The organism is Xenorhabdus kozodoii (assembly GCF_002632875.1).
Lineage (GTDB): Bacteria > Pseudomonadota > Gammaproteobacteria > Enterobacterales > Enterobacteriaceae > Xenorhabdus > Xenorhabdus kozodoii.
This window is the reverse complement of the sequence record NZ_NJCX01000010.1, coordinates 81,290-103,693: the sequence shown is the minus strand read 5'-3', so window position 1 is coordinate 103,693 and position 22,404 is coordinate 81,290. Positions and strand designations below refer to the sequence as shown.

Here is a 22,404-nt window from a genome sequence, read left to right as displayed (position 1 = left end):
TTTGAGCGGGTTTTTTGTATCAAAAACGGGGGCATTTGGATGGTTGTTCCATCGACATTTTGGTTGGGATTGGGCTATTTCACCTATTTTTTTTCTTATGGCATATTCTTGCCTTTTTGGTCTGTCTGGTTAAAAGGTGAAGGCATTGAGGCCTCAATGATAGGAATATTGCTAGGCGTTGGCATGGTAGCCCGCTTTGTCGGTAGCTTGGTTATCTCCCCTACAGTCAAAGATCCGGCTAAATTAATTAAGGCATTGCGCTTGCTCTCTGTGTTGGCACTGATGTTTGCTATTGGTTTTGCCGTCGATAGCCATTGGGTATGGCTTTTCTTCATTATGGTTAGCTTCAACTTATTCTTCTCCCCCTTAGTCCCGTTATCAGATGCCTTAGCCGGTACATGGCAAAAACAATTTACATTTGATTATGGCAAGGTCAGAGTCTGGGGATCGATTGCCTTTATTATCAGTTCTTCGTTGACGGGCATATTGATGTCTGCCAATGGGATGAGTTTCTCCATCAGCAGCCTGAATTTTGGCTGGAATATAGGGTTTGATAGTTTAAATCATTGGCTGGGTTACCACTTATTTGGTACACACCGTATCATTCTTGCTTTTTTAATATTCAGTGTCACAGCCATGCTATTGGGAATGATGTTGAAACCCTCCATCATGCCGGTAGGCAAGATTAAGACTGCCAATACCAATGCGGTTTCCTTTAAAGAACTGTTATCCGAAAAATCAGTGTGGCAGTTTTTAGTCTGTGTGACTTTATTACAGGCTGCCCATGCGGGGTATTACAGTTTTGGCTCCATTTACTGGGGGCAGGCGGGTTATTCCTCATCAACCATTGGTTATCTCTGGTCGTTGGGGGTGGTGGCTGAGGTTGTGATCTTTACCTTTAGTAAGAAACTGTTCCGTCGTTGGAGTGCCCGTAATTTACTTTTATTGTCAGGGATTTGTGGTGTCGTCCGTTGGGGGCTTATGGGAGCATCGACCGCATTACCCATGTTGATTGTTATCCAAATTCTGCATTGTGGGACTTTTACCGTTTGCCATTTGGCGGCGATGCGTTTTATTGGTGCCCGAAAAGAAAATGAAATTATCCGCTTGCAGGCGACTTATTCGGCGGTAGCAATGGGAGGCGGTATTGCTGTCATGAGTATGATTGCGGGTTTCATGTATGAGCATATAGGCAGTGGTATCTTTTGGATGATGGCGCTGGTTGCGTTGCCTGCCCTGTTCCTGAGACCAAAAGTTGAAGCCCATGCCCGTTCGCACTAATCAAAATCGAAGATAAGAAAAAAGGGCACCCAATAAATAGGTGCCCTAAAAACAACATTGCTCAAATTATATTATTCAATATTAACGAATTAACGAATTAACGAATTAACGTTTTAATGCTTCTGTCAATTCTTCACGCATTTCAGACAGGATGTCTTTAACGATACGTGGGCTACCCGCAACGATATTGCCGGAATGGATATAGTTATGGCCACCGACGAAATCAGTGACGATGCAACCTGACTCACGTACCAACAATTCACCGCCCAGAAAATCCCAGGGCTTCAGGCCAATTTCGAAGAAACCATCGACACGTCCGGCAGCGACATAAGCCAGATCCAGTGCGGCTGAACCCGTGCGACGAAAATCGGCACAGCGTTCAAATAATTTACTCAGTACATTGATGTAAGGGGTAGCGTGCTGCTTAGCTTTGAATGGGAAACCTGTCGCAAGGAGCGTGCCATCCAGGTCACGGGCATTAGTACCACGCAGACGGTAACCGTTCAATTGAGCGCCTTGACCACGGGTTGCGCTGAACAGCTCATTACGCATTGGATCGTAAACCACGGACACTTCTGTGCGGCCTTTAATGCGCACAGCAATGGAAACAGCAAAGTGGGGAAGACGTTTAATAAAGTTAGTTGTGCCATCCAGTGGATCGATAACCCATTGGAAATCGTTCTCTTCGCCTAAGTGCTCACCGCTTTCTTCGGTGATAATCGTATGTTTAGGATAAGATTTACGGATGATGTCAATGATCAGCTTTTCCGCTTCACGATCAATATTCGTAACGAAGTCGTTTTGGCCTTTTTGGCTTGCTTCAACAGCATCAGGAGTTTCATAGCTTTTGGCAATGTAATTGCCGGCCTTACGTGCAGCGCGTATAGCGATGGTTAGCATCGGATGCATGGGGTATCTTCCACCAGAATTTTAAAGAACGGGAAACAAATCGGCGCGCAGTATAGCAGTAGTTCGTCAAAATGACTAATGCTGTGTTAAGATATCCGGCTCTTATACTGAGATTAAAAGCCGCCATGTTAGAGAATATCCGCATTATTCTGGTAGAAACCTCCCATACAGGGAACATGGGTTCAACCGCCAGGGCCATGAAAACAATGGGATTAACCAATCTGTATCTGGTGAATCCGCTTGTCCAACCTGATTCTCACTCTATCGCACTTTCAGCCGGTGCCAGTGATGTTATCGGCAATGCAACCATTGTAAATTCGTTGGATGAAGCATTGGCGGGGTGTGAATTGGTCATTGGAACCAGTGCCCGCTCACGAACCCTCTCTTGGCCAATGGTTGAACCCCGTGAATGTGGTGAGCGTTGTGTCAACGCCGCCAGCCACTCTCCGGTTGCGCTTGTTTTTGGCCGTGAACGCGTCGGTTTGACCAACGAAGAGTTGCAAAAGTGTCATTATCACCTTTATATCCCAACTAACCCTGAGTATGGTTCACTGAATTTGGCGATGGCGGTTCAGTTGGTCAGCTATGAAATTCGCATGGCACACCTTGCCGCTCAAGAACAGCCAGAAAAAGTGGCGTCTGTAGGGCACGAAGCTGAATATCCACTTGTCGAGGATATGGAGCGTTTTTACCAGCATCTTGAACAGGTATTAAAAGAAGCCGGGTTTATTCGCAAATCGCACCCAGGCCAAATCATGAACAAACTCAGGCGTCTTTACACCCGTGCACGGCCAGAAACCCAAGAACTGAATATCCTGCGTGGTATACTGACGTCCATGGAGAAGTGGGCTAAAAAATAAACTGATGCTGTTAAAAAATATAGCGGGAAGTAAGAGGACGAAGTCGCTGGGAAATACAATATCGTGACTGGACAATATCGTGACTGGACAGTAACGGAAAGCAGGCGGAACTCAGGAGACAAGCGGGTGAAAAAAGCGGCAAGACAGCCAAATAATAGTTGAGTAAATTACTCGGTTAAATAGTTGACTAAAATACTCAGGAATGCCACAATTTCACCCATATTTCACCACGGAGTTTTTGTTATGAGACTGACATCAAAAGGACGTTATGCGGTAACAGCCATGTTAGATGTGGCGTTGCATTCACAAGAAGGGCCGGTGCCGTTAGCCGACATTTCTGAACGTCAGGGTATTTCCCTTTCCTATCTTGAGCAGTTGTTTTCCCGCCTGCGTAAAAATGGTCTGGTTTCGAGCGTCCGTGGTCCAGGTGGCGGCTATTTATTGGGCAGAGATGCCGGTAAAATTTTCGTTGCCGAAGTGATTTCTGCTGTTGATGAATCCGTTGATGCCACTCGTTGTCAGGGACGAGAAGGCTGTCAAGGCGGTGATCGGTGTTTGACGCATACCTTATGGCGTGACCTCAGTGATCGCATCACCGGCTTCCTGAGTAGCATCAGTTTAGAAGAATTAGTCAATAACCAAGAAGTATTGGATGTAGCTGATCGCCAAGACGGCGATAAGCGTCGAACCTCTAACGGCAGACATCAAGAGACGATAAACGTTAATCTGCGTGCGTAGCCTTGAGTCAAATACTTGTTAAATACTTGTTGGCAATGAAAGTATTGAAAGTGTCTTACGGAGCATGTGAGCAATGAAATTACCCATTTATTTGGATTATTCAGCAACAACACCGGTTGATCCACGTGTTGCTGAAAAAATGATGAACTACTTAACTATCGATGGCGTCTTCGGTAACCCAGCCTCTCGTTCTCACCGTTTTGGTTGGCAGGCTGAAGAGGCGGTTGATATTGCACGTAATCAGATTGCTGATTTAGTTGGCGCAGATCCACGCGAAATCGTCTTCACTTCAGGCGCAACAGAATCAGATAACCTGGCAATCAAGGGTGCTGCAAAATTTTATCAAAAGAAAGGCAAGCACATTATTACCAGCAAAACTGAACACAAAGCGGTTTTAGATACCTGCCGTCAGTTGGAGCGTGAAGGTTTTGAGGTCACTTATCTGGCGCCGATGAGCAACGGCCTGATTGATCTGAAAGAGCTGGAAGCGACCCTGCGTGAAGACACCATTCTGGTTTCTATCATGCACGTCAACAATGAAATCGGTATTGTTCAGGATATTATGACCATTGGTGAATTGTGCCGTAGTCGTGGCATTATTTTCCATGTTGATGCAACCCAAAGCGTTGGCAAATTACCTGTCGATCTCAGTCAGCTAAAAGTTGACCTGATGTCCTTTTCTGCCCACAAACTTTATGGCCCGATGGGGATTGGTGCACTCTATGTTCGCCGTAAGCCTCGCGTACGTATTGAAGCTCAGCAGCATGGTGGCGGTCATGAACGCGGTATGCGTTCCGGTACATTGCCTGTTCACCAGATTGTTGGTATGGGTGAAGCGTACCGTATCGCGAAAGCAGAGCTGGAATCAGAGGCAGAGCGTCTGCGCGGTTTGCGTCTGCGTTTGTGGAATGGCATTAAAGACATCGAAGAAGTTTACCTGAACGGTGATTTGGAGCAGGGGGCGCCACACATTTTGAATGTCAGCTTCAACTATGTTGAAGGTGAATCATTGATGATGTCATTGAAAGATCTGGCGGTATCTTCTGGCTCGGCATGTACTTCCGCGAGCCTGGAGCCTTCTTATGTCCTGCGCGCACTGGGCATGAATGATGAACTGGCGCACAGTTCTATTCGTTTCTCGTTGGGACGTTTTACCACAGCAGAAGAAATAGACTATGCAATTAAGCTGATTCACAACGCGATTGGTCATCTGCGTGATCTTTCTCCCTTGTGGGAAATGTTCAAGCAAGGCGTGGATATTAGCACCATCGAATGGTCTCATCATTAATCAGACGGTTTCAGGAGTAACGATATGGCTTACAGCGAAAAAGTAATTGATCACTATGAAAACCCACGTAATGTTGGTTCATTCGATAGCGAAGATCCAACCGTGGGCAGTGGCATGGTAGGGGCACCTGCTTGTGGTGACGTCATGCGACTGCAAATCAAGGTCAACGATGAAGGCATCATTGAAGACGCACGTTTCAAAACCTATGGCTGCGGCTCTGCAATTGCATCCAGTTCTTTAGTTACAGAATGGATGAAAGGTAAGTCGCTAGATCAGGCTGAGGAAATCAAAAACACTCAGATTGCAGAAGAGTTAGAACTGCCACCCGTGAAAATTCACTGTTCTATTCTGGCAGAAGACGCGATCAAAGCGGCTATAGCTGATTACAAAAGCAAGCGCCAGGCCAAATAACGCTTTATCGTAAAAAGAAAATAATTCTGGTGGATATTGCTTCAATATCCACCTTTACTAGTTTTAAAGTGAGGTGTTGTATGTCAATTTCCGTGACAGAAAGTGCAGCCCAACGTATTTCAGCCTTTCTTACCAATCGGGGAAAAGGTGTCGGGTTGCGCCTGGGGGTGAGAACATCCGGCTGCTCTGGTATGGCATATGTGCTCGAATTTGCTGATGCAGTCAATGAAGAAGATCAGGTTTTTGAAGATAAGGGCGTAAAAGTCATCGTTGACGGTAAAAGCATCCTTTACCTTGATGGTACTGAGTTGGATTTTGTGAAAGAAGGCTTGAATGAAGGCTTTAAATTCAACAACCCCAATGTTTCCAGCGAATGCGGTTGTGGAGAAAGTTTCCACGTTTAATCCCCTGTATTGAACCGTATTTTGCGAAACCAAGAGTAACTTATGGACTACTTTACTTTATTTGGGCTGCCTGCACGTTATGCGATTGATCGCGAACAGTTGGTGACCCGTTATCAGGAATTACAACGCCAGTTTCATCCTGATCGTTTTGCCAACCAGCCAGAACGTGAAAAAACGCTGGCACTCCAACAAGCTGCTACCATCAATGATGGCTATCAGACGCTAAAACATCCCCTGAAACGCGCAGAATATATACTGTCTCAGCACGGATTCGATCTATCCAACGAACAGCACACGATGCAGGATACCGCTTTTTTAATGCAGCAGTTGGCATTGCGTGAAGAGCTTGAATCGATTGAACATAGCGGAGATCCGGAAACAGCATTGAGTGATTTTTCGTCTCGCTTGCATAAAATGATTAAAACACGCAGTGAGCAGATGGAACAGCGACTCAATGCTGCCGAGTGGTCAATTGCAGCCGATACCGTCCGTAAATTACGCTTTCTGGATAAATTGCAACAGCAGGTTGAACAACTGGAAGAGCGGTTGTTGGATGATTTTTAACTGACTTTTAGCCGAATCACACAGTTTAGAATAAGTTCAGGCTGAATAATTTCAGTTGAATCAATTTCGGCTGATAGAGATTTATAGGGGCACACATGGCTTTATTACAAATCAGCGAACCTGGTTTATCTGCCGCACCGCACCAGCGTCGGCTGGCTGCGGGGATTGATCTTGGTACAACTCACTCCCTGGTTGCGACCGTCCGTAGCAGTCAGGCGGAAACATTGGCAGACAGCGATAACCGTCACTTGCTTCCTTCTGTTGTACAGTATCGCAAAGAAGATATTCAAGTTGGCTGGCAGGCGCGTCAGCAGGCGGCATCTGATCCTGCCAATACCATCAGTTCAGTTAAACGAATGCTGGGACGCTCCCTGACTGACGTTCAACAACGTTATCCCAACCTGCCATACCAGCTTCAAGCCAGTGAAAATGGTTTGCCATTGATCAATACCGTGGCGGGGCTGGTCGATCCTATTCAGGTTTCTTCTGAGATATTGAAATCGTTGGCGCAACGGGCAGAAGAAACCTTGGATGGTAAACTTGATGGTGTGGTGATCACGGTTCCGGCTTATTTCGATGATGCCCAGCGTCAGGGGACTAAAGATGCGGCTCGCTTAGCGGGATTGCATGTTCTCCGCCTCCTGAATGAACCCACCGCGGCGGCTATTGCCTATGGCCTCGATTCCGGTCAGGAAGGGGTGATCGCGGTTTACGACCTGGGTGGCGGGACATTTGATGTCTCCATTCTCCGCCTGAGCCGCGGCGTATTTGAAGTGCTGGCAACGGGGGGAGATACGGCCCTTGGTGGGGACGATTTTGATCTGCTGCTGGCAAATTGGATACGTGAACAGGCCGGGATCAGTGATAACAGCCATCAATTGCAGCGTCAATTGCTGGATATTGCCATCCAAACCAAAATTGCCTTGAGTGAGGCAGATAGGGCGGAAATCAGTATTGCTGGTTGGCAGGGTAGTATTACCCGTACCGAATTTAACGCATTGATTACCGCCTTGGTCAAACGCACATTACTCTCCTGTCGCCGGGCGCTAAAAGACGCCGGCGTGACCTTTGATGAAGTATTGCAGGTCGTCATGGTTGGCGGTTCAACACGAGTGCCGCTGGTACGCAGTATGGTGAGAGAATTCTTTGGCCGTGAACCCTTAACTTCTATCGATCCAGACAAAGTGGTCGCGGTTGGCGCTGCCATTCAGGCCGATATTCTGGTGGGTAACAAACCAGACAGTGAAATGCTGCTACTTGATATCATCCCGCTGTCACTTGGCCTGGAGACAATGGGAGGGCTGGTTGAAAAAGTCATTCCACGTAATACCACTATCCCTGTTGCAAAAGCGCAAGAGTTCACCACCTTCAAAGATGGCCAAAGCGCGATGAGCATTCATGTAGTGCAAGGCGAGAGAGAATTGGTCAATGATTGCCGTTCACTGGCGCGTTTCACGCTGCGCGGTATTCCGCCATTACCGGCGGGGGGCGCCCACATTCGTGTGACCTTCCAGGTCGATGCGGATGGCCTGCTGAGCGTCAGTGCGCTGGAAAAATCGACAGGTGTTGAGTCTTCCATTCAGGTCAAACCTTCCTATGGTTTGTCGGATGGCGAAATTGCCCGCATGCTCAAGGAATCCATGACGAATGCACAGGAAGATATTCAGGCACGCAGATTAGCTGAACAGCAAGTCGAAGCAGCTCGAATACTGGAAAATTTAACCAGTGCATTGGAAAAAGATGCAGATTTACTGAGCCAAGAAGAGCAGGTTGCTATTGATGCTGCCGCACAAGTATTAATTGAAAGTGTTCAGGGAACCTCCCCTGATGCGATTGAAAGTGCAATTAAACAATTGGACAAGCAAACGCAGGAATTTGCGGCACGCCGTATGGACACTTCAATCCGCCGGGCTTTGGCGGGTCATTCTGTGGATGAGATTTAATTATGCCTAAAATTGTATTTTTACCTCATAACGAACTTTGCCCTGAAGGAGCTGTATTGGACGCTCAGGAAGGCGAATCAATACTGGATGTTGCATTACGTAATGGCATTGAAATTGAGCATGCTTGTGAGAAATCCTGTGCATGTACCACTTGCCACTGTATCGTCAGGGAAGGCTTTGACTCACTGGAAGAAAGCTCTGAACTGGAAGATGACATGCTAGATAAGGCATGGGGGTTGGAGCCTGAAAGCCGATTGAGCTGCCAGGCCAAAGTGACCGATGAGGATTTGGTCGTCGAGCTTCCGAAATACACCGTTAACCATGCGCGTGAACACTGACAGGAGAATAAAAAATGAAATGGTCTGACAGTCGTGATATTGGCGAAGCACTGTATGATAAGTTTCCTGATTTAGATCCTAAGACAGTGCGTTTCACCGACATGCATCAATGGGTTTGTGAGCTGGATGGCTTTGATGATGATCCACAGAAATCTAACGAAAAAACATTGGAAGCTATCTTGTTGGTGTGGCTGGATGAGTATGAATAGTCGTCAATTTGTCCAGGGTAAAAAATAGCCTAAGCTCACCGATTCTTGCTCAATAGCTTGGCATAGTCTGTATTTAGTGGAAAACTGGCAATTGCCAGTTTTTTTATAATCCCTTACTGTGAAACAGTAAATAAATAAGATAAGAAGTGAGAAAAAATGACAAAGCAAATCATGCCAATAACACTGTCTTATGAGCCAGCTAACGCTTGCTGGGGTGAAAAAGCACTAATTAGTCCAAATGAGCAGGGGATCACTATCCACCTGGAAGGTAATGACAAGCTGGGCGCCATTCAACGCGCTGGACGTAGAATTGATGGACAAGGAATTCGCAATGTTGCCTTAGTGGGTGATGATTGGGATCTGGAAAAAAGTTGGTCATTTTGGCTGGGCTTTCGTTCCCCTAAGGGATTGCGCACAATCGAATGGCCACAACTCCCTGCGGCGGAAAAACAAGAGCTGGAAAGCAGGATCAAATTCATTGATTGGGTGCGTGATACCATCAACCTTCCGGCAGAAGACTTGGGGCCAGAGCGGCTTGCCCAGAAAGCGATTGATTTACTCAGTGGTGTAGCGGGTGATGCCATGAGTTATCGTATCATCAAAGGGGATGAGTTGCGTGAACAGGGATATGCGGGGGTCTATACTGTCGGCCGTGGCTCTTCGCGTGCTCCGGTCTTTCTGGCATTCGATTTTAACCCAACAAAAGATGAAACAGCGCCTGTCTTTGCCTGCCTGGTTGGTAAAGGGATTACCTTCGATTCCGGTGGATACAGTCTCAAACCTTCTAATTTCATGGAATCCATGAAATCGGATATGGGCGGCTCGGCAACATTAGCGGGAGCACTGGCTCTGGCAATCAGCCGTGGCTTAAAACATCGTGTAAAACTGTTCCTGAGCATTGCAGATAATATGGTGAGTGGTAATGCCTTCAAATTGGGAGATATCATTCGCTACCGCAATGGCAAAACGGTTGAAGTGATGAACACCGATGCAGAAGGGCGTCTGGTGCTGGCTGATGGGTTGATCGATGCCAGTGCAACGAAAGCACAGTTAATTATTGATGCAGCCACCTTGACTGGTGCAGCCAAAACAGCAGTAGGAAATGATTACCACTCAGTATTGAGTTTCGATGACCAATTGGTATCTGACTTAATGGTTGCGGCTGATCATGAACATGAATTGTTCTGGCGCTTGCCGCTGGCTGAATTCCATCGTAGCCAACTGCCCTCTCATTTTGCTGATCTGAACAACATCGCGTCACCTGCACACTCAGCAGGGGCAAGTACCGCGGCCGCGTTCTTATCGCACTTTGTCAAAAATTACAAAAAAGGTTGGGTACATATCGACTGTTCAGCAACTTACCGTAAATCATCGGTTGAACAATGGGCTGCGGGGGCAACGGGATACGGCGTACGCACCATTGCTAATTTATTGCTGGCAAAAGCAAAATAGCAGGGAAATACCCTGTTTAATGGCTCCCTTAAGGGAGCCATTGTTGAACTTTTCCAAGATGTTAACTTCAACTTCAAACAGCATTCATTTAAAACAGTATTGTCGGAGATTTTCATGAACGCATTAAATGGGGCTATCGCGACTGAAATAGACGTTCCTGGTGGCAGCCGTATTACGCTAAGTCAGCCAGAGGAACAGCCGGTTCAGCTTATTGAATCCCTGATTAATTTATTCAAACAGCATAAATCGATTCGGCGGGCTTTTTTAGTGATGGCCCATGATCAACATCTGGATGAAAATCCCAATTTATTAATTGGCCTGGAATTCAGTGTGGCACTGACAGAAAATGAGATTAATTTGTTGATCCAGGAAGCCGGTGAGCTGGCTTGCGAATATCTTGATGAAGATGAATCTGTCGATTTTTGCCTGCTTGATGAACAAGAAAGTGGCATTAGTCATTACTTGATCCAACATACTCAACCTTTTTATCAGCGAAAATTAGGGGGTTGGCTGCGTGATTCTATCCCGATTGTTAATCAATAACGCATTGATTTATTTTCTATAACGATATTTTCTTCATCATTAAATGAGCTTCTACGGCATAGGCGCTATTTTAAAACATAACTCATCAATTCTGCTCTGTGACTTTCTTATGCCCGGCTTTCATGTCATTTAATAACACTTGCTAAACTCATATTGCGAAGAGCATCGAAAATCAGCAAAAACATGGGGCATAAATAGTCAGGCATATTTCTCTTTGTCAGGAAGTGAGTTACTTTTTTCTGCGCTTTGATGATGCGCGATCAGAAGTACCATCATAAATATCCAAAAAGTAATATCCGGTAAACTTATAAGGATTACGGTTATGTATCAACGACAATTGCAGCAATGGGTGGTACGGAGAAAGCAATATCTGGTAGTGTTGTTTGCCATATTATTTTCGCTCTTTTCACTCTCCGGGTGCGATCAATCCGAAAGCCCGGAGAAAGACAAGCCCCATTCTTCATCATCGCAAACTAGCAATACCCAGAATAAAAAAACGCAATCGGAAGAAGTATCAACAACTACATCAACAAATAAAGATGTAAGCTCCAAAATATCAGCCCAACGCTATGCGGGTAAAAATGTCACTATCTTAGATGCTTCTGAGCTGCAATTGGATGGTGCCAGCGCAATGGTCGTGACATTTTCCGTTCCTCTGGAACCTAATCAGGATTTTGCGCAAAAGATACATCTTGTTGATATGAAATCGGGAAAACTGGATGGTGCATGGGAGCTTTCCAATAATCAGATGGAACTCAGGTTACGCCATCTGCCCCCTTCTCGCGAATTACAGTTGACAGTTGACGCAGGTATAAAAGGCATCAATGAGCGTCAATTGGCGAAGGCTTATGAGAAAAAATTTAATACCGCACCGATTACACCGACAGTGGGTTTCGCCAGCAAGGGATTCTTGTTACCGGGCAAGGCAGCGGAAGGGTTGCCTGTTCTGGCTCTTAATGTTGACCGGGTGGATGTCAACTTTTTCCGAATTAAAGAAGCAGCATTGCCTGAATTCATCGCCAACTGGCAATACAGCAGTAACATGAGCAATTGGGATTCAAAGGAATTATTGCAAGGCACGGAGTTAGTCTACACCGGCCGTTTTGACCTCAACCCTACCGCCAATACCCGCGAAAAAATATCACTGCCCTTAAGCCATATCAAAGAACTGCAAAGAGATGGCGTTTATTTGGCTGTTATGCAGCAGGCAGGAAAATATACCTATAGTAACCCGATTGCCCTGTTCACATTGAGCGATATTGGTGTTTCGGTACACAGTTATTTGAACAGGGTTGATATATTTACCCAATCTTTGGCGCAAGGTACTAGCCTGAAAGGTGTTGAGATCCGTATGTTGGACGCCAAAGGGCAACTTGTGGCAAAGGCGACGACAGACAGCGATGGGCATGCCTCTCTGGAAAAAAGTAACAAGGCCAAATTATTGCTGGCTATTCAGGGTGAACATACCAGCATGATTGATTTGACCTCCCCGGCATTAGACCTCTCTGAATTTGATATTGGTGGGCCACAAGGATATAGCAAGCAGTTTTTTGTATTTGGTCCAAGGGATCTTTACCGGCCAGGGGAAACATTGATCGTTAATGGGTTACTGCGTGATGCAGATGGTCACCCGTTAAAATCACAGCCAGTTAAGGTGGATGTATTAAAAGCGGATAATCAGGTTGTCCACAGTTTTGTTTGGCAAGCGGAAAACGGGCTATATCAATATCGTTACCCAATTCCTCGTGAGGCTGAAACAGGGATGTGGTCACTCCGGTTTGATTTAGGGGATAACACGCCACGATATTACAAATTTAATGTTGAAGATTTTATGCCTGAACGAATGGCATTGGAAATCAAAGGAAACGCTTCCGGCCAGCCAGTATCAACCAATAAAGATGTTGAATTCGCCATTACGGGTCGTTACTTGTATGGCGCACCTGCCGCGGATAATCGCTTGCAAGGACAACTGTTCCTGCGTCCTGCCCGCAATGCGGTAGCAAAATTATCTGGATACGAATTTGGCTCGATAAAAGAGACGGATTTGCGGCGGACATTGGATGAATTTGACCTGACCTTAAACAGTGAGGGGAAAACTAACCTTTCAGTCAGCAGTGATAACTGGAAAGCCATTGCATCACCGGCGACAGTTATTCTACAGGCCAGCTTGCTGGAATCTGGCGGACGTCCGGTAACCCGCCGTGCTGAACAGGCTATCTGGCCGGCTGATAAGTTAGTGGGTATACGCCCGCTTTTCGATAAAGCAGCCATTTATGATTACCGCACTAATCGTGATGAAAATCGCTATAACGTGGATGAAAACTCACTGGCAGAATTTGAAATCGTTTATGCCGACGCCAGTGGTAAAAAATATGCGGCACCAGACTTAACCGCGCGTTTGGTGTATGAACGACGTGATTACTACTGGCGCTGGTCAGACAGTAGTGGTTGGGATTCGGATTATAACCAGAAAGATCTGGTTATGGCCGAACAACATATCCAGATTGCTGAAAATGGTACAGCGAAAATCAGTTTCCCTGTGGATTGGGGAAGTTACCGTATTGAAGTGGTCAATCCCCAAAATCAACTCGTGACTAGCCTGAATTTCTGGGCGGGTTATTCGTGGCAGGATAATACCGGCGGCACAGGGGCAGTACGCCCGGATCAGGTTAAATTGTCGCTGGATAAACCCGCCTATAAGCCAGGCGAAAAAATGCAAGTACGTTTGGTTGCACCACAAGAAGGTCAAGGTTATTTACTGGTGGAATCCAGTGATGGCCCGTTGTGGTGGCAAGAAATAGCGGTTCCAGAAAAGGGCCTGGATGTTGAAGTCCCGATTAATCAGGCGTGGGCGCGCCATGATCTGTATCTCACGGCCGTTGTTATTCGTCCAGGAGATAAATCCCGTCAGGCAACGCCGAAGAGGGCAATCGGGGTATTACACCTGCCATTGGTGGATGAAGGGCGTAAGCTAAACTTGACCTTAAACGCGCCTGATAAGATGCGGCCAAATCAGGCGCTAAAAGTTAAAATCAAAGTCACCCCCCAACCAGGGCAACCCCTTCCGCAACAGGTTAATGTCCTGCTTTCAGCGGTGGATACAGGCGTATTAAGCATTACTCACTTTAAAACCCCAGATCCTTATGAAAGTTTCTTTGGTCGTAAACGGTATAGCGTTGATCAATATGATGTTTATGGCCATCTGATTGAAGCTGGAGGACGACAGGCAAATCTGCGTTTTGGGGGAGATGGTAGTGATAGTGACCTGGAGCGGGGCGGCAAAAAGCCACTGACGGAAGTCAAAATTATCGCAGAGCAAGCTAAACCTGTTACCTTGAACGCCAATGGTGAAGGCGAAGTTACCTTACCGATCCCTGATTTCAATGGCGAGCTTAGATTAATGGCTCAGGCATGGAGTCATGAAGAATTTGGTCACGGTGAGCGTAAGATTATTGTGGCGGCTCCGGTCATTACCCAAATGTCACTACCCCGTTTTATGGCAGGTGGCGATGAATCCCAGTTGTCGTTGGATCTCACCAACTTAACGGAGCAACCCCAAGTCTTGACCTTGCATTTCGCCGCCCAGGGGCTGATTAAATTACAAGGTGTGATAAGCAAAAAACTCACCTTGGAAAAAGGGAAACGTACCACCGTTCAAATTCCGGTCAAAGCTGACTATGGATTTGGGCAAGGGGAAATCTTCCTAACTATTGATGGCTTGAACCTGCCCGACGAAAAACTGGCGCAATATAAAAATAGTTGGAAAATAGGCGTGCGTCCTGCACATCCAGCCCGAACCATTCAATTTTCTGACGTCATCCATCAAGGGCAAAATTGGCAATTACCGCCGACAGCCATTTCGGGTCTGGCACCCAAAACGGTAGAAGGGCAGTTATTGCTGACCAGCAGGCCGCCATTGCAAATCGCGCGTTATATTCGTGAATTGTATGCCTACCCTTACGGCTGTTTGGAGCAAACGGTGAGTGGGCTCTATCCATCGCTCTATTCCAATGAAGCCGAATTGAAAAAGCTGGGTATTCATACCCAAAGTGATGAGAACCGCAGACAAGCCATTGAAGCGGGAATTACCCATCTGCTCAGTATGCAACGCCATGATGGTAGCTTTTCGTTGTGGGATCGCAATGGCTATGAAGAGTTTTGGCTGACCGCCTATGCGACGGATTTCCTATTCCGCGCAACCCAGCAGGGTTACAGCGTTCCTGTTGATGCGCTGAAAGCCGCTGATAACCGGTTACTGCGTTACCTACAGGATAGAACCCTCATCAATGATCGCTACAGCGTTTCTTCACATTTGGCGACACAATTTTCTGTGCAGGCTTACGCCGGCTTGGTTTTGGCCAGCCAACAAAAAGCGCCGCTGAGTGGATTGAGGCAGCTCTATGGACGTCGGGAACAGGCAGAAAATGGCTTGTCTTTGGTTCAATTGGGTATCGCACTGAAAATGATGGGAGATAATACCCGCGGTAATGAAGCCGTTCACCTGGGTGTGAATAAGCCCCGCAAAGCGGGTTATGGATTAGGGGACTATGGCAGCGTTATCCGTGATAACGCATTGATTGTCGCTCTGTTGACAGAGCACAATATGTTGCAAAAAGAGCGTGATGCCAAGTTGCTTAGTTTATCCAATGAATTATCAAGTCGCCGTTATTTCTCAACACAAGAAAGTAATTCGCTGTATCTGGCCGGACGTTACTTTATTGGCATGACTGAACAACCGTGGCAAGCGGTCATTAATCAACAGATGCCGCCACTTAACCGTGACAGTGCCCTAACCGAAGCCGTAACGGAAAGCCAGCTTTCGAAAGGCGTGGATATCCGTAACCGTGGAGACAGTACGTTGTATTCGCGCTTGAATATCGTCGGATATCCACTGAATACCCCTGTCCCTTACTCAAATGTCCTGCAAATTAAGCGCACTTATCTTGACTTAGCCGGCCATCCTGCCGCCATAGAGCGTATGAAAAGTGGTGAAATGGTTGTCGTGAAGCTGGAGATTAGCGCAACCCAATCAGTGCCCGATGCGTTGGTCGTTGATTTACTGCCAGCCGGATTGGAGATAGAAAACCAAAATCTGGCCGCCAGCAGTGCCAGCCTGAGTGAGAGCGCGACGGGTTTGACAGATTCTGTTGAAGAAATGCAGAATGCGGATATCCGTCATATCGAATACCGCGATGATCGCTTCGTTGCCGCTGTGGCTGTGCCATCCTACAAGCCAGTGACATTGCTGTATTTGGCTCGCGCCGTTGCACCAGGGATTTATCAAATACCGGCACCGCAGGTTGAATCCATGTATGTCCCTAACTGGCGGGCAGTGGGTGAAACCAACCCAAAACTGGAAGTTGTCCGCTAATCATCAACAGCCCCTATTTTCAGAAGGTAGGGGCTGCCTTATTTCGGTATGGCTTGAATGAGAAAACTGTCTTTCCGCAATCATCAATTTATTGTGACGATGATGGTGGCTGTTTTATTCGCCTTTCCCGCCGCACTGTGGCTGGCAGATAAAATCTGGCCATTGCCAATACATAACGTCAAAATGGCACGGGTAGTGATCGGGGCTGATGGCTCACCATTATGGCGCTTTGCTGACAGTGAAGGGATTTGGCGTTATCCCGTCACATTAGATCACGTTTCTCCTGACTACCTTCAGGCATTACTGACTTATGAAGATCGCTGGTTTTATCAACATCCGGGGATTAACCCGATCTCTCTTTTGCGGGCGGCATGGCAAGATCTTCGCGCAGGAAAAATTGTGTCAGGGGGAAGTACTATTTCCATGCAGGTTGCCCGACTGATTGATCCACATCCCCGCACCCTTGCCGGAAAACTCAAACAAATTTGGCGCACTCTGCAACTGGAATGGCACTATTCAAAAGATGAGATTTTGGAAATGTACCTGAATCGTGCGCCATTTGGTGGAACATTACAGGGAATTGGGGCAGCAAGCTGGGCCTATTTGGGGAAGTCACCGTCAGAACTTTCAGCCGGAGAGGCGGCATTATTGGCCGTATTGCCACAAGCACCCAGCCGATTACGGCCTGATCGCTACCCAGAACGCGCGCAAGCAGCACGTGACAAGGTATTGCAGCGATTGGCGCAATATCATGTTTGGTCAGAGGAAAAAGTTGCTGATATCAAGGAAGAAAACATATGGCTGGCTCCACGTCAGGTTCCCCAGCTTGCACCACTATTGGCAAGGCGAATGGCGAACGAAAATCAGCAGGAAGTGATCCAAACCACGATTGATACCGCTTTGCAACGTCAATTAGAAGACATGGTGCTGAATTGGAAATATCAGTTAGCGGATAAAACATCCATTGGCGTATTAGTCGTGGATCATACCGATATGTCAGTCAAAGCCTATATTGGTTCAGTGGATTTTCAGGATGATAGCCGTTTCGGGCATGTGGATATGGTCAGTGCGTGGCGTTCACCTGGTTCGACACTAAAACCGTTTTTATATGCAATGGCGTTAGATGATGGGTTAATCCATGCGGGATCTTTATTACAAGATGTTCCCCGCCGTTTTAATGATTATCGACCAGGAAATTTTGACAGTGGGTTCAACGGGCCGGTGAGTGCCAGTGAAGCACTAGTCAGATCGCTGAATTTACCCGCAGTGCAACTGCTCGAAGCTTATGGTTCCAAACGATTCACGGCTAATTTACGCAATGTGGGGATGAGACTGCGTTTCCCGTTAGGCAGTGAACCCAATTTATCCCTGATTTTGGGAGGGACTGCGGCTCGAATGGATCAATTGGTTGCGGCTTACAGTGCCTTCGCCCGTCAGGGAAAAGTCTCTCCGCTGCGCTTTACTCCGCAACAAAAAATACGGGACAGGCAACTGTTCTCTGCTGGGGCAGCCTGGATTGTCAGAAGGATTATGGCCGGAGAAGGGCGGCCTCAACCTGATGATATTTTGCCTGCCAGTGTTCCGTTGGCATGGAAAACAGGCACAAGTTATGGCTACAGGGATGCATGGGCAATTGGCCTGAATGCGCGCTATACCATAGGTGTTTGGGTTGGCAGGCCAGACGGCACGCCTGTTATGGGTCAGGTTGGGTATGCCACGGCGATACCCATTATGAATCAAGTCAATGGCTTGTTGATGGAGAACTTGCGTCGCACCCCTGTTGATCCCCGGCCTGCTAGTGTCACTCAGGCAACTATTTGCTGGCCGAGCGGGACTATCCTGCCTCAGCGCAGCGACAATTGTCGGCAGCATCACCTAAGCTGGATTTTGGATAATACGATCCCCCCGACACTCTCTGCGGTTGAACAGGAGGGTATTTCTGGGATTAATGAGCGAATTTGGTTAGATAAAAATGGGTTGCGTGTTGCTCCTGATTGCCCTACCGCCCATCCTGAAACAATCAGCTTATGGCCGATCGCATTGGAAGCATGGTTACCGGCCAAGGAGCGTCGGGCTAATCGACTTCCTCCCATTAATCCACAATGCCCGCCGATGAAAATGGATGAAGCCCCATTATTGATTATTGGCGTTCGGGAAGGCGACGTATTGAAGCGCATTCCGGGGAAAATGAACCTGGATTTGCGGCTCACAACCCAAGGCGGCAGCGGTAAGCAGTGGTGGTTTTTGAATGGCGAACAAGTGGCTGTAACAGAAAATAACCAATCCTGGAACAGGACGTTATCACAATCAGGAAAATACCAGCTTAGTGTTTTAGACTTGGCTGGACAAGTCAGCTCAATTAACTTTGTGGTGAAGTGATTTACTGTTTTATTTTGTTTTTTTACATCTAATTTATTCATGTTTTAGATGAATAAATTATTGTTTTACGATAATAATGGTCTATGGTTTGATCATGTTAATTGATGAGACATAAGCATGATACCCTCTGAAAAACTGACATACATGACGACACTCAGCCTGGTGATGTCCAGATTATCTTTGTTAATTATTATTCTCATGATAGCGATCAATATTTTCAGTTGGTTGGAGCCAAAGCTAATTTTGGGAAGATATGGATTAGGTTTTTCGTTAACTGAAAGAATATTGTCCAGCTTCGACCGGGGGACATTGAGCGCATGGAGATTAACGGGGGGAATATTTGATATCGACGATCCCACTCCTATCGTTGATTGGGCGTTTTTTCGCTTTTCATCGATTGTTTGGCAATTATAGAAAAGGGGATTATTTTTCCAAGCGTACTGTTAAGTATTTGGAATATGCAGGTTGGGGAGTCATCTTATGGAGTATTTTAGACATTTTTTGCGAGCCTATACCCTATGGATTTCAAGATGCGGCGCGGCGGCAAGGGAATGAACCCCCAGGAGCATAGATAACTCTGTGACTGGGGTGAATGAGCGCAGCCAACAAAGCGGCAACTTGAAAGACGACGGGTATATATTAACAGGGTGGTTAACAATGGGAGCACCAGTGGGTGAACGATTTATCTCATTGAGTTTAACGACGGGTCATTTTGTCGCGATTTTTATTTCAGTTTGTCTGGCTATTATTTCGCGTATTCTTTACCAGGCATGTAATATATATACCAATCTAACTTCAAGATGCGTGTGATTTCTCCCCGCGAAGCGGGGAGAAATTAGGTTTCATATCGTGTTGTAAATTGCAACTTGAAGTTTAATGCGTATACGACGAAAATCAGAGCATTGTGTAGGGGATAGCGTGGCAATTCTTATCAATCTGGATGTGATGATGGCGAAACAAAAAGTTAAATCTAAAGATTTAGCACGAGCTATTGGTATTACTGAACAGAATCTTTCTTTGTTGAAAACAGGAAAAATTAAAGGGATTCGGTTTTCTACCTTGAATGCTATTTGCCAATATTTGCATTGCCAGCCAGGAGATATATTGGAATTCAAAGACGATTAAGGCAAAGAATTAGCATAAATAAGAGCGTGTTTATTATTAATTCAACGTAAATAGAGTGAGGAAAAAATGAAAATTTTTTTCCTATGTTTTGCTGCTGGCTGCATTTTATCTACCTGTTTCGTTTGCTGATACATTAATAACGGATAATCAAAAGATAACCGGTCAGGGCGCCTTGAGAGAATGTACCGATCTATTGCCCGCAGGGCACAAATATACTATCAGCATCATTGGTACGTCAGATAAAACCAGCCAAAATCCCAAAGAAAAGTTTACCGGGCAATTTCAAGTCTCTGATGAGAGCAAACAGGATATATACCAATCGCCTTTCAAGATGCGTCTTATATCTCCCCGCGTAGCGGGGAGATATAAACACTCTCGTTGGTTTGCAAACGGCAACTTGAAGTTGGATTGGTATATTATGCAAACTGATTTCGTGAAAAATGCCAATTCCATGATCTTAGTCAGCTTGGCTGTCTGGAATTTCATCGCCTGAACGGGCATTGTTTTATAGAATTATCATTTTTACCGGGTGTCACGGAGCGAAAATGTGATTTATGCTAAAAAATGATATTTTCGCTAAGAAAGTTTTAATGAAATGTTATGTTTTTTGTAGGCAAGCAGAAACTCTCCTCCTATAATCAACGCCTATTTTTATTCCTGTCAGATACAGGGTAGCGTTGCTCCTTAGTTTTGTCTGGGGCATAAAAATTAAAATGAATCATCGCTGAAAGTGCCAAAGAGGTTACTCAATGACAATTGAACGTACTTTTTCTATTATTAAACCCAATGCCGTAAAGAAAGATGCTATCGGTTCTATCTATGCCCGTTTTGAAAGCGCAGGGTTTAAAATCATTGCGGCTAAAATGCTGCATTTGACTCGCGAACAAGCGGAAGGTTTTTATGCTGAACACAAAGGCCGCCCTTTCTTTGATGGTCTGGTGGCGTTTATGACCTCTGGCCCAATCATGGTACAAGTTTTAGAAGGTGAAAATGCCGTACAACGTCACCGTGATCTGATGGGTGCCACTAATCCCGCTAATGCATTGGCAGGCACTTTACGTGCAGACTACGCGGACAGCTTTACTGAAAATGCAGTTCACGGCTCGGACTCTATCGAATCTGCAACCCGCGAGATTGCTTATTTTTTCAGTCATGATGAAGTCTTTCCTCGCTGCTAAAGCTTTTGGCTGCATATAGCATATAAACAGTAAAGTTTGTACAATGAGGCGCCCCACTGATTTGGTTCAGTGGGGCGTTTATTATTTTATTTCGATGTCCATTCAACATAGCTCGTGTTAAAAGAGCGAATGAGCATTGAACTGGCAGTCACCGCATGAAAACTTAATGCTGAAATTAGATCAGCATAGAGCCGAAAGTGTAACAACGAGGCAATGTAACAATGTCCCAACTTAACGAAACCGTACCACCTTCAACTTCCGCCGTATCTGTCACGCCTGAAAAGAAAAGCGGCAAAATCAATTTGCTCGACCTTAACCGTAAACAAATGCGTCAATTCTTTATCGATATGGGCGAGAAACCTTTTCGTGCCGATCAGGTCATGAAATGGATTTACCACTATTGCTATGACGATTTTGAGCAGATGACCGATATCAACAAAGTGCTCAGGGCAAAATTGCAACAAGTTGCCGAAATCAGGGCGCCCGAAGTGGCAGAAGAACAACGCTCCGCTGATGGCACTATCAAATGGGCGATTACTGTCGGTGATCAACAGGTTGAAACGGTTTATATCCCAGAAGATGATCGCGCGACATTGTGTGTTTCATCTCAGGTGGGATGTGCTTTAGAGTGTAAATTTTGTTCTACGGCTCAGCAGGGCTTTAACCGTAACCTGCGAGTCTCCGAAATTATTGGTCAAGTCTGGCGTGCCGCCAAAATTATAGGTTCACTGAAATCCAGTGGCCGTCGCCCCATTACTAACGTGGTAATGATGGGGATGGGAGAACCATTACTTAATTTGAATAATGTCGTCCCCGCAATGGAAATTATGATGGATGATTTCGGCTTTGGTCTGTCGAAGCGCCGTGTGACATTGTCAACGTCTGGTGTTGTCCCTGCATTGGATAAATTGGGGGATATGATCGATGTTGCATTAGCCATTTCCTTGCATGCACCGACTGACGACGTTCGTGACGAAATTGTGCCAATTAACCGTAAATATAATATTGAAGAGTTCCTGGCAGGAGTACGTCGTTACCTGGAAAAATCCAATGCTAATCAGGGAAGGGTGACCGTAGAGTATGTGATGCTTGACCATGTCAATGACAGTGTTGAGCAGGCCCATCAATTGGCAGAATGCCTGAAAGATACGCCCAGCAAGATCAACCTGATCCCGTGGAACCCGTTCCCAGGTGCACCTTATGGACGCAGCTCGAACAGTCGCATCGACCGTTTTTCCAAGGTTCTGATGGGATATGGCTTTACAACCATCGTGCGTAAAACGAGGGGTGATGATATTGATGCCGCCTGTGGACAGCTGGCCGGTGATGTCATCGATAGAACAAAACGGACATTGAAAAAACGCCTGACAGGTGAACCTATTCAGGTAAAAACAGTCTAATTTTTTGTTTA

At 46.1% G+C, this 22,404-nt stretch carries 21 protein-coding genes; 20 read left to right on the top strand and 1 reads right to left on the bottom strand.

The window, feature by feature from the left end; genetic code table 11:
• Window positions 1–39 precede the first annotated feature (39 nt).
• Window positions 40–1,281 carry a 3-phenylpropionate MFS transporter gene (locus Xkoz_RS08745; RefSeq protein WP_099141791.1) on the top strand — a complete coding sequence of 414 codons (1,242 nt, stop codon included), beginning with the start codon at window positions 40–42 and terminating at the stop codon, window positions 1,279–1,281.
• Between the two features lie 105 nt (window positions 1,282–1,386).
• On the opposite strand, the gene suhB is transcribed toward Xkoz_RS08745, so the two are convergent.
• Entirely contained in the window at window positions 1,387–2,190 is an 804-nt protein-coding gene (suhB, locus tag Xkoz_RS08740) for an inositol-1-monophosphatase (RefSeq protein ID WP_099141790.1), read from the bottom strand.
• Between the two features lie 125 nt (window positions 2,191–2,315).
• Between suhB and trmJ the strand changes: the two genes are divergently transcribed.
• The 19 genes from trmJ to rlmN all read left to right on the top strand — a co-directional run bounded on the left by trmJ (window position 2,316) and on the right by rlmN (window position 22,393).
• Complete coding sequence (trmJ, locus tag Xkoz_RS08735) at window positions 2,316–3,050, top strand: tRNA (cytosine(32)/uridine(32)-2'-O)-methyltransferase TrmJ (RefSeq protein WP_099141789.1); 735 nt, start codon at window positions 2,316–2,318, stop codon at window positions 3,048–3,050.
• A gap of 243 nt (window positions 3,051–3,293) precedes the next feature.
• Entirely contained in the window at window positions 3,294–3,788 is a 495-nt protein-coding gene (iscR, locus tag Xkoz_RS08730; protein ID WP_099141788.1) for a Fe-S cluster assembly transcriptional regulator IscR, read from the top strand.
• A gap of 73 nt (window positions 3,789–3,861) precedes the next feature.
• Complete coding sequence (locus Xkoz_RS08725) at window positions 3,862–5,076, top strand: IscS subfamily cysteine desulfurase (protein WP_099141787.1); 1,215 nt, start codon at window positions 3,862–3,864, stop codon at window positions 5,074–5,076.
• A 24-nt stretch (window positions 5,077–5,100) separates the two neighbouring features.
• The gene (iscU, locus tag Xkoz_RS08720; RefSeq protein ID WP_099141786.1) at window positions 5,101–5,487 is read left to right on the top strand and encodes a Fe-S cluster assembly scaffold IscU; all 387 of its coding nucleotides are present in this window, start codon (window positions 5,101–5,103) and stop codon (window positions 5,485–5,487) included.
• A gap of 80 nt (window positions 5,488–5,567) precedes the next feature.
• On the top strand, window positions 5,568–5,891 hold the full coding sequence (gene iscA / locus Xkoz_RS08715) for an iron-sulfur cluster assembly protein IscA (RefSeq protein ID WP_099141785.1): 324 nt from the start codon (window positions 5,568–5,570) through the stop codon (window positions 5,889–5,891).
• Window positions 5,892–5,933: 42 nt separating this feature from the next.
• Window positions 5,934–6,455 carry a co-chaperone HscB gene (gene hscB, locus Xkoz_RS08710; RefSeq protein ID WP_099141784.1) on the top strand — a complete coding sequence of 174 codons (522 nt, stop codon included), beginning with the start codon at window positions 5,934–5,936 and terminating at the stop codon, window positions 6,453–6,455.
• 95 nt (window positions 6,456–6,550) lie between these two features.
• On the top strand, window positions 6,551–8,398 hold the full coding sequence (gene hscA, locus Xkoz_RS08705; protein ID WP_099141783.1) for a Fe-S protein assembly chaperone HscA: 1,848 nt from the start codon (window positions 6,551–6,553) through the stop codon (window positions 8,396–8,398).
• A gap of 2 nt (window positions 8,399–8,400) precedes the next feature.
• Complete coding sequence (gene fdx / locus Xkoz_RS08700; RefSeq protein ID WP_099141782.1) at window positions 8,401–8,736, top strand: ISC system 2Fe-2S type ferredoxin; 336 nt, start codon at window positions 8,401–8,403, stop codon at window positions 8,734–8,736.
• A 14-nt stretch (window positions 8,737–8,750) separates the two neighbouring features.
• Window positions 8,751–8,945, top strand: a complete 195-nt coding sequence (iscX, locus tag Xkoz_RS08695; RefSeq protein WP_099141781.1) for a Fe-S cluster assembly protein IscX — start codon at window positions 8,751–8,753, stop codon at window positions 8,943–8,945.
• A 156-nt stretch (window positions 8,946–9,101) separates the two neighbouring features.
• Window positions 9,102–10,397 carry an aminopeptidase PepB gene (gene pepB / locus Xkoz_RS08690; protein ID WP_099141780.1) on the top strand — a complete coding sequence of 432 codons (1,296 nt, stop codon included), beginning with the start codon at window positions 9,102–9,104 and terminating at the stop codon, window positions 10,395–10,397.
• Between the two features lie 114 nt (window positions 10,398–10,511).
• Entirely contained in the window at window positions 10,512–10,940 is a 429-nt protein-coding gene (locus Xkoz_RS08685) for an enhanced serine sensitivity protein SseB C-terminal domain-containing protein (RefSeq protein ID WP_099141779.1), read from the top strand.
• Window positions 10,941–11,262: 322 nt separating this feature from the next.
• Window positions 11,263–16,311, top strand: coding sequence for an alpha-2-macroglobulin (locus Xkoz_RS08680; protein ID WP_099141778.1), 5,049 nt, complete (start codon window positions 11,263–11,265; stop codon window positions 16,309–16,311).
• A 57-nt stretch (window positions 16,312–16,368) separates the two neighbouring features.
• Entirely contained in the window at window positions 16,369–18,690 is a 2,322-nt protein-coding gene (gene pbpC, locus Xkoz_RS08675; protein WP_099141777.1) for a peptidoglycan glycosyltransferase PbpC, read from the top strand.
• A gap of 117 nt (window positions 18,691–18,807) precedes the next feature.
• Entirely contained in the window at window positions 18,808–19,104 is a 297-nt protein-coding gene (locus Xkoz_RS20820) for a hypothetical protein (protein ID WP_167386572.1), read from the top strand.
• Entirely contained in the window at window positions 19,031–19,261 is a 231-nt protein-coding gene (locus Xkoz_RS25895; RefSeq protein WP_099141776.1) for a DUF2975 domain-containing protein, read from the top strand. The genes Xkoz_RS20820 and Xkoz_RS25895 overlap by 74 nt, the downstream gene beginning before the upstream one ends.
• Before the next feature lie 347 nt (window positions 19,262–19,608).
• Complete coding sequence (locus Xkoz_RS08665) at window positions 19,609–19,815, top strand: helix-turn-helix domain-containing protein (protein ID WP_099141775.1); 207 nt, start codon at window positions 19,609–19,611, stop codon at window positions 19,813–19,815.
• Window positions 19,816–19,987: 172 nt separating this feature from the next.
• Complete coding sequence (locus tag Xkoz_RS08660; protein WP_141554406.1) at window positions 19,988–20,308, top strand: hypothetical protein; 321 nt, start codon at window positions 19,988–19,990, stop codon at window positions 20,306–20,308.
• Between the two features lie 256 nt (window positions 20,309–20,564).
• The gene (gene ndk, locus Xkoz_RS08655) at window positions 20,565–20,993 is read left to right on the top strand and encodes a nucleoside-diphosphate kinase (RefSeq protein ID WP_099141773.1); all 429 of its coding nucleotides are present in this window, start codon (window positions 20,565–20,567) and stop codon (window positions 20,991–20,993) included.
• A gap of 221 nt (window positions 20,994–21,214) precedes the next feature.
• On the top strand, window positions 21,215–22,393 hold the full coding sequence (gene rlmN, locus Xkoz_RS08645) for a dual-specificity RNA methyltransferase RlmN (protein WP_099141772.1): 1,179 nt from the start codon (window positions 21,215–21,217) through the stop codon (window positions 22,391–22,393).
• Window positions 22,394–22,404 lie beyond the last annotated feature (11 nt).

What these genes read in the sequence shown, in the direction of transcription:
- fdx (WP_099141782.1), top strand. Translation starts at nt 8,401, where the DNA reads ATGCCTAAAATTGTATTTTTACCTCATAACGAACTTTGCCCTGAAGGA.
- pepB (WP_099141780.1), top strand. Translation starts at nt 9,102, where the DNA reads ATGACAAAGCAAATCATGCCAATAACACTGTCTTATGAGCCAGCTAAC.
- iscR (WP_099141788.1), top strand. Translation starts at nt 3,294, where the DNA reads ATGAGACTGACATCAAAAGGACGTTATGCGGTAACAGCCATGTTAGAT.
- Xkoz_RS08680 (WP_099141778.1), top strand. Translation starts at nt 11,263, where the DNA reads ATGTATCAACGACAATTGCAGCAATGGGTGGTACGGAGAAAGCAATAT.
- pbpC (WP_099141777.1), top strand. Translation starts at nt 16,369, where the DNA reads ATGAGAAAACTGTCTTTCCGCAATCATCAATTTATTGTGACGATGATG.
- Xkoz_RS08725 (WP_099141787.1), top strand. Translation starts at nt 3,862, where the DNA reads ATGAAATTACCCATTTATTTGGATTATTCAGCAACAACACCGGTTGAT.
- ndk (WP_099141773.1), top strand. Translation starts at nt 20,565, where the DNA reads ATGACAATTGAACGTACTTTTTCTATTATTAAACCCAATGCCGTAAAG.
- hscB (WP_099141784.1), top strand. Translation starts at nt 5,934, where the DNA reads ATGGACTACTTTACTTTATTTGGGCTGCCTGCACGTTATGCGATTGAT.
- rlmN (WP_099141772.1), top strand. Translation starts at nt 21,215, where the DNA reads ATGTCCCAACTTAACGAAACCGTACCACCTTCAACTTCCGCCGTATCT.
- trmJ (WP_099141789.1), top strand. Translation starts at nt 2,316, where the DNA reads ATGTTAGAGAATATCCGCATTATTCTGGTAGAAACCTCCCATACAGGG.
- iscA (WP_099141785.1), top strand. Translation starts at nt 5,568, where the DNA reads ATGTCAATTTCCGTGACAGAAAGTGCAGCCCAACGTATTTCAGCCTTT.
- iscU (WP_099141786.1), top strand. Translation starts at nt 5,101, where the DNA reads ATGGCTTACAGCGAAAAAGTAATTGATCACTATGAAAACCCACGTAAT.
- hscA (WP_099141783.1), top strand. Translation starts at nt 6,551, where the DNA reads ATGGCTTTATTACAAATCAGCGAACCTGGTTTATCTGCCGCACCGCAC.
- iscX (WP_099141781.1), top strand. Translation starts at nt 8,751, where the DNA reads ATGAAATGGTCTGACAGTCGTGATATTGGCGAAGCACTGTATGATAAG.
- Xkoz_RS08685 (WP_099141779.1), top strand. Translation starts at nt 10,512, where the DNA reads ATGAACGCATTAAATGGGGCTATCGCGACTGAAATAGACGTTCCTGGT.
- suhB (WP_099141790.1), bottom strand. Translation starts at nt 2,190, where the DNA reads ATGCATCCGATGCTAACCATCGCTATACGCGCTGCACGTAAGGCCGGC.
- Xkoz_RS20820 (WP_167386572.1), top strand. Translation starts at nt 18,808, where the DNA reads ATGATACCCTCTGAAAAACTGACATACATGACGACACTCAGCCTGGTG.
- Xkoz_RS08745 (WP_099141791.1), top strand. Translation starts at nt 40, where the DNA reads ATGGTTGTTCCATCGACATTTTGGTTGGGATTGGGCTATTTCACCTAT.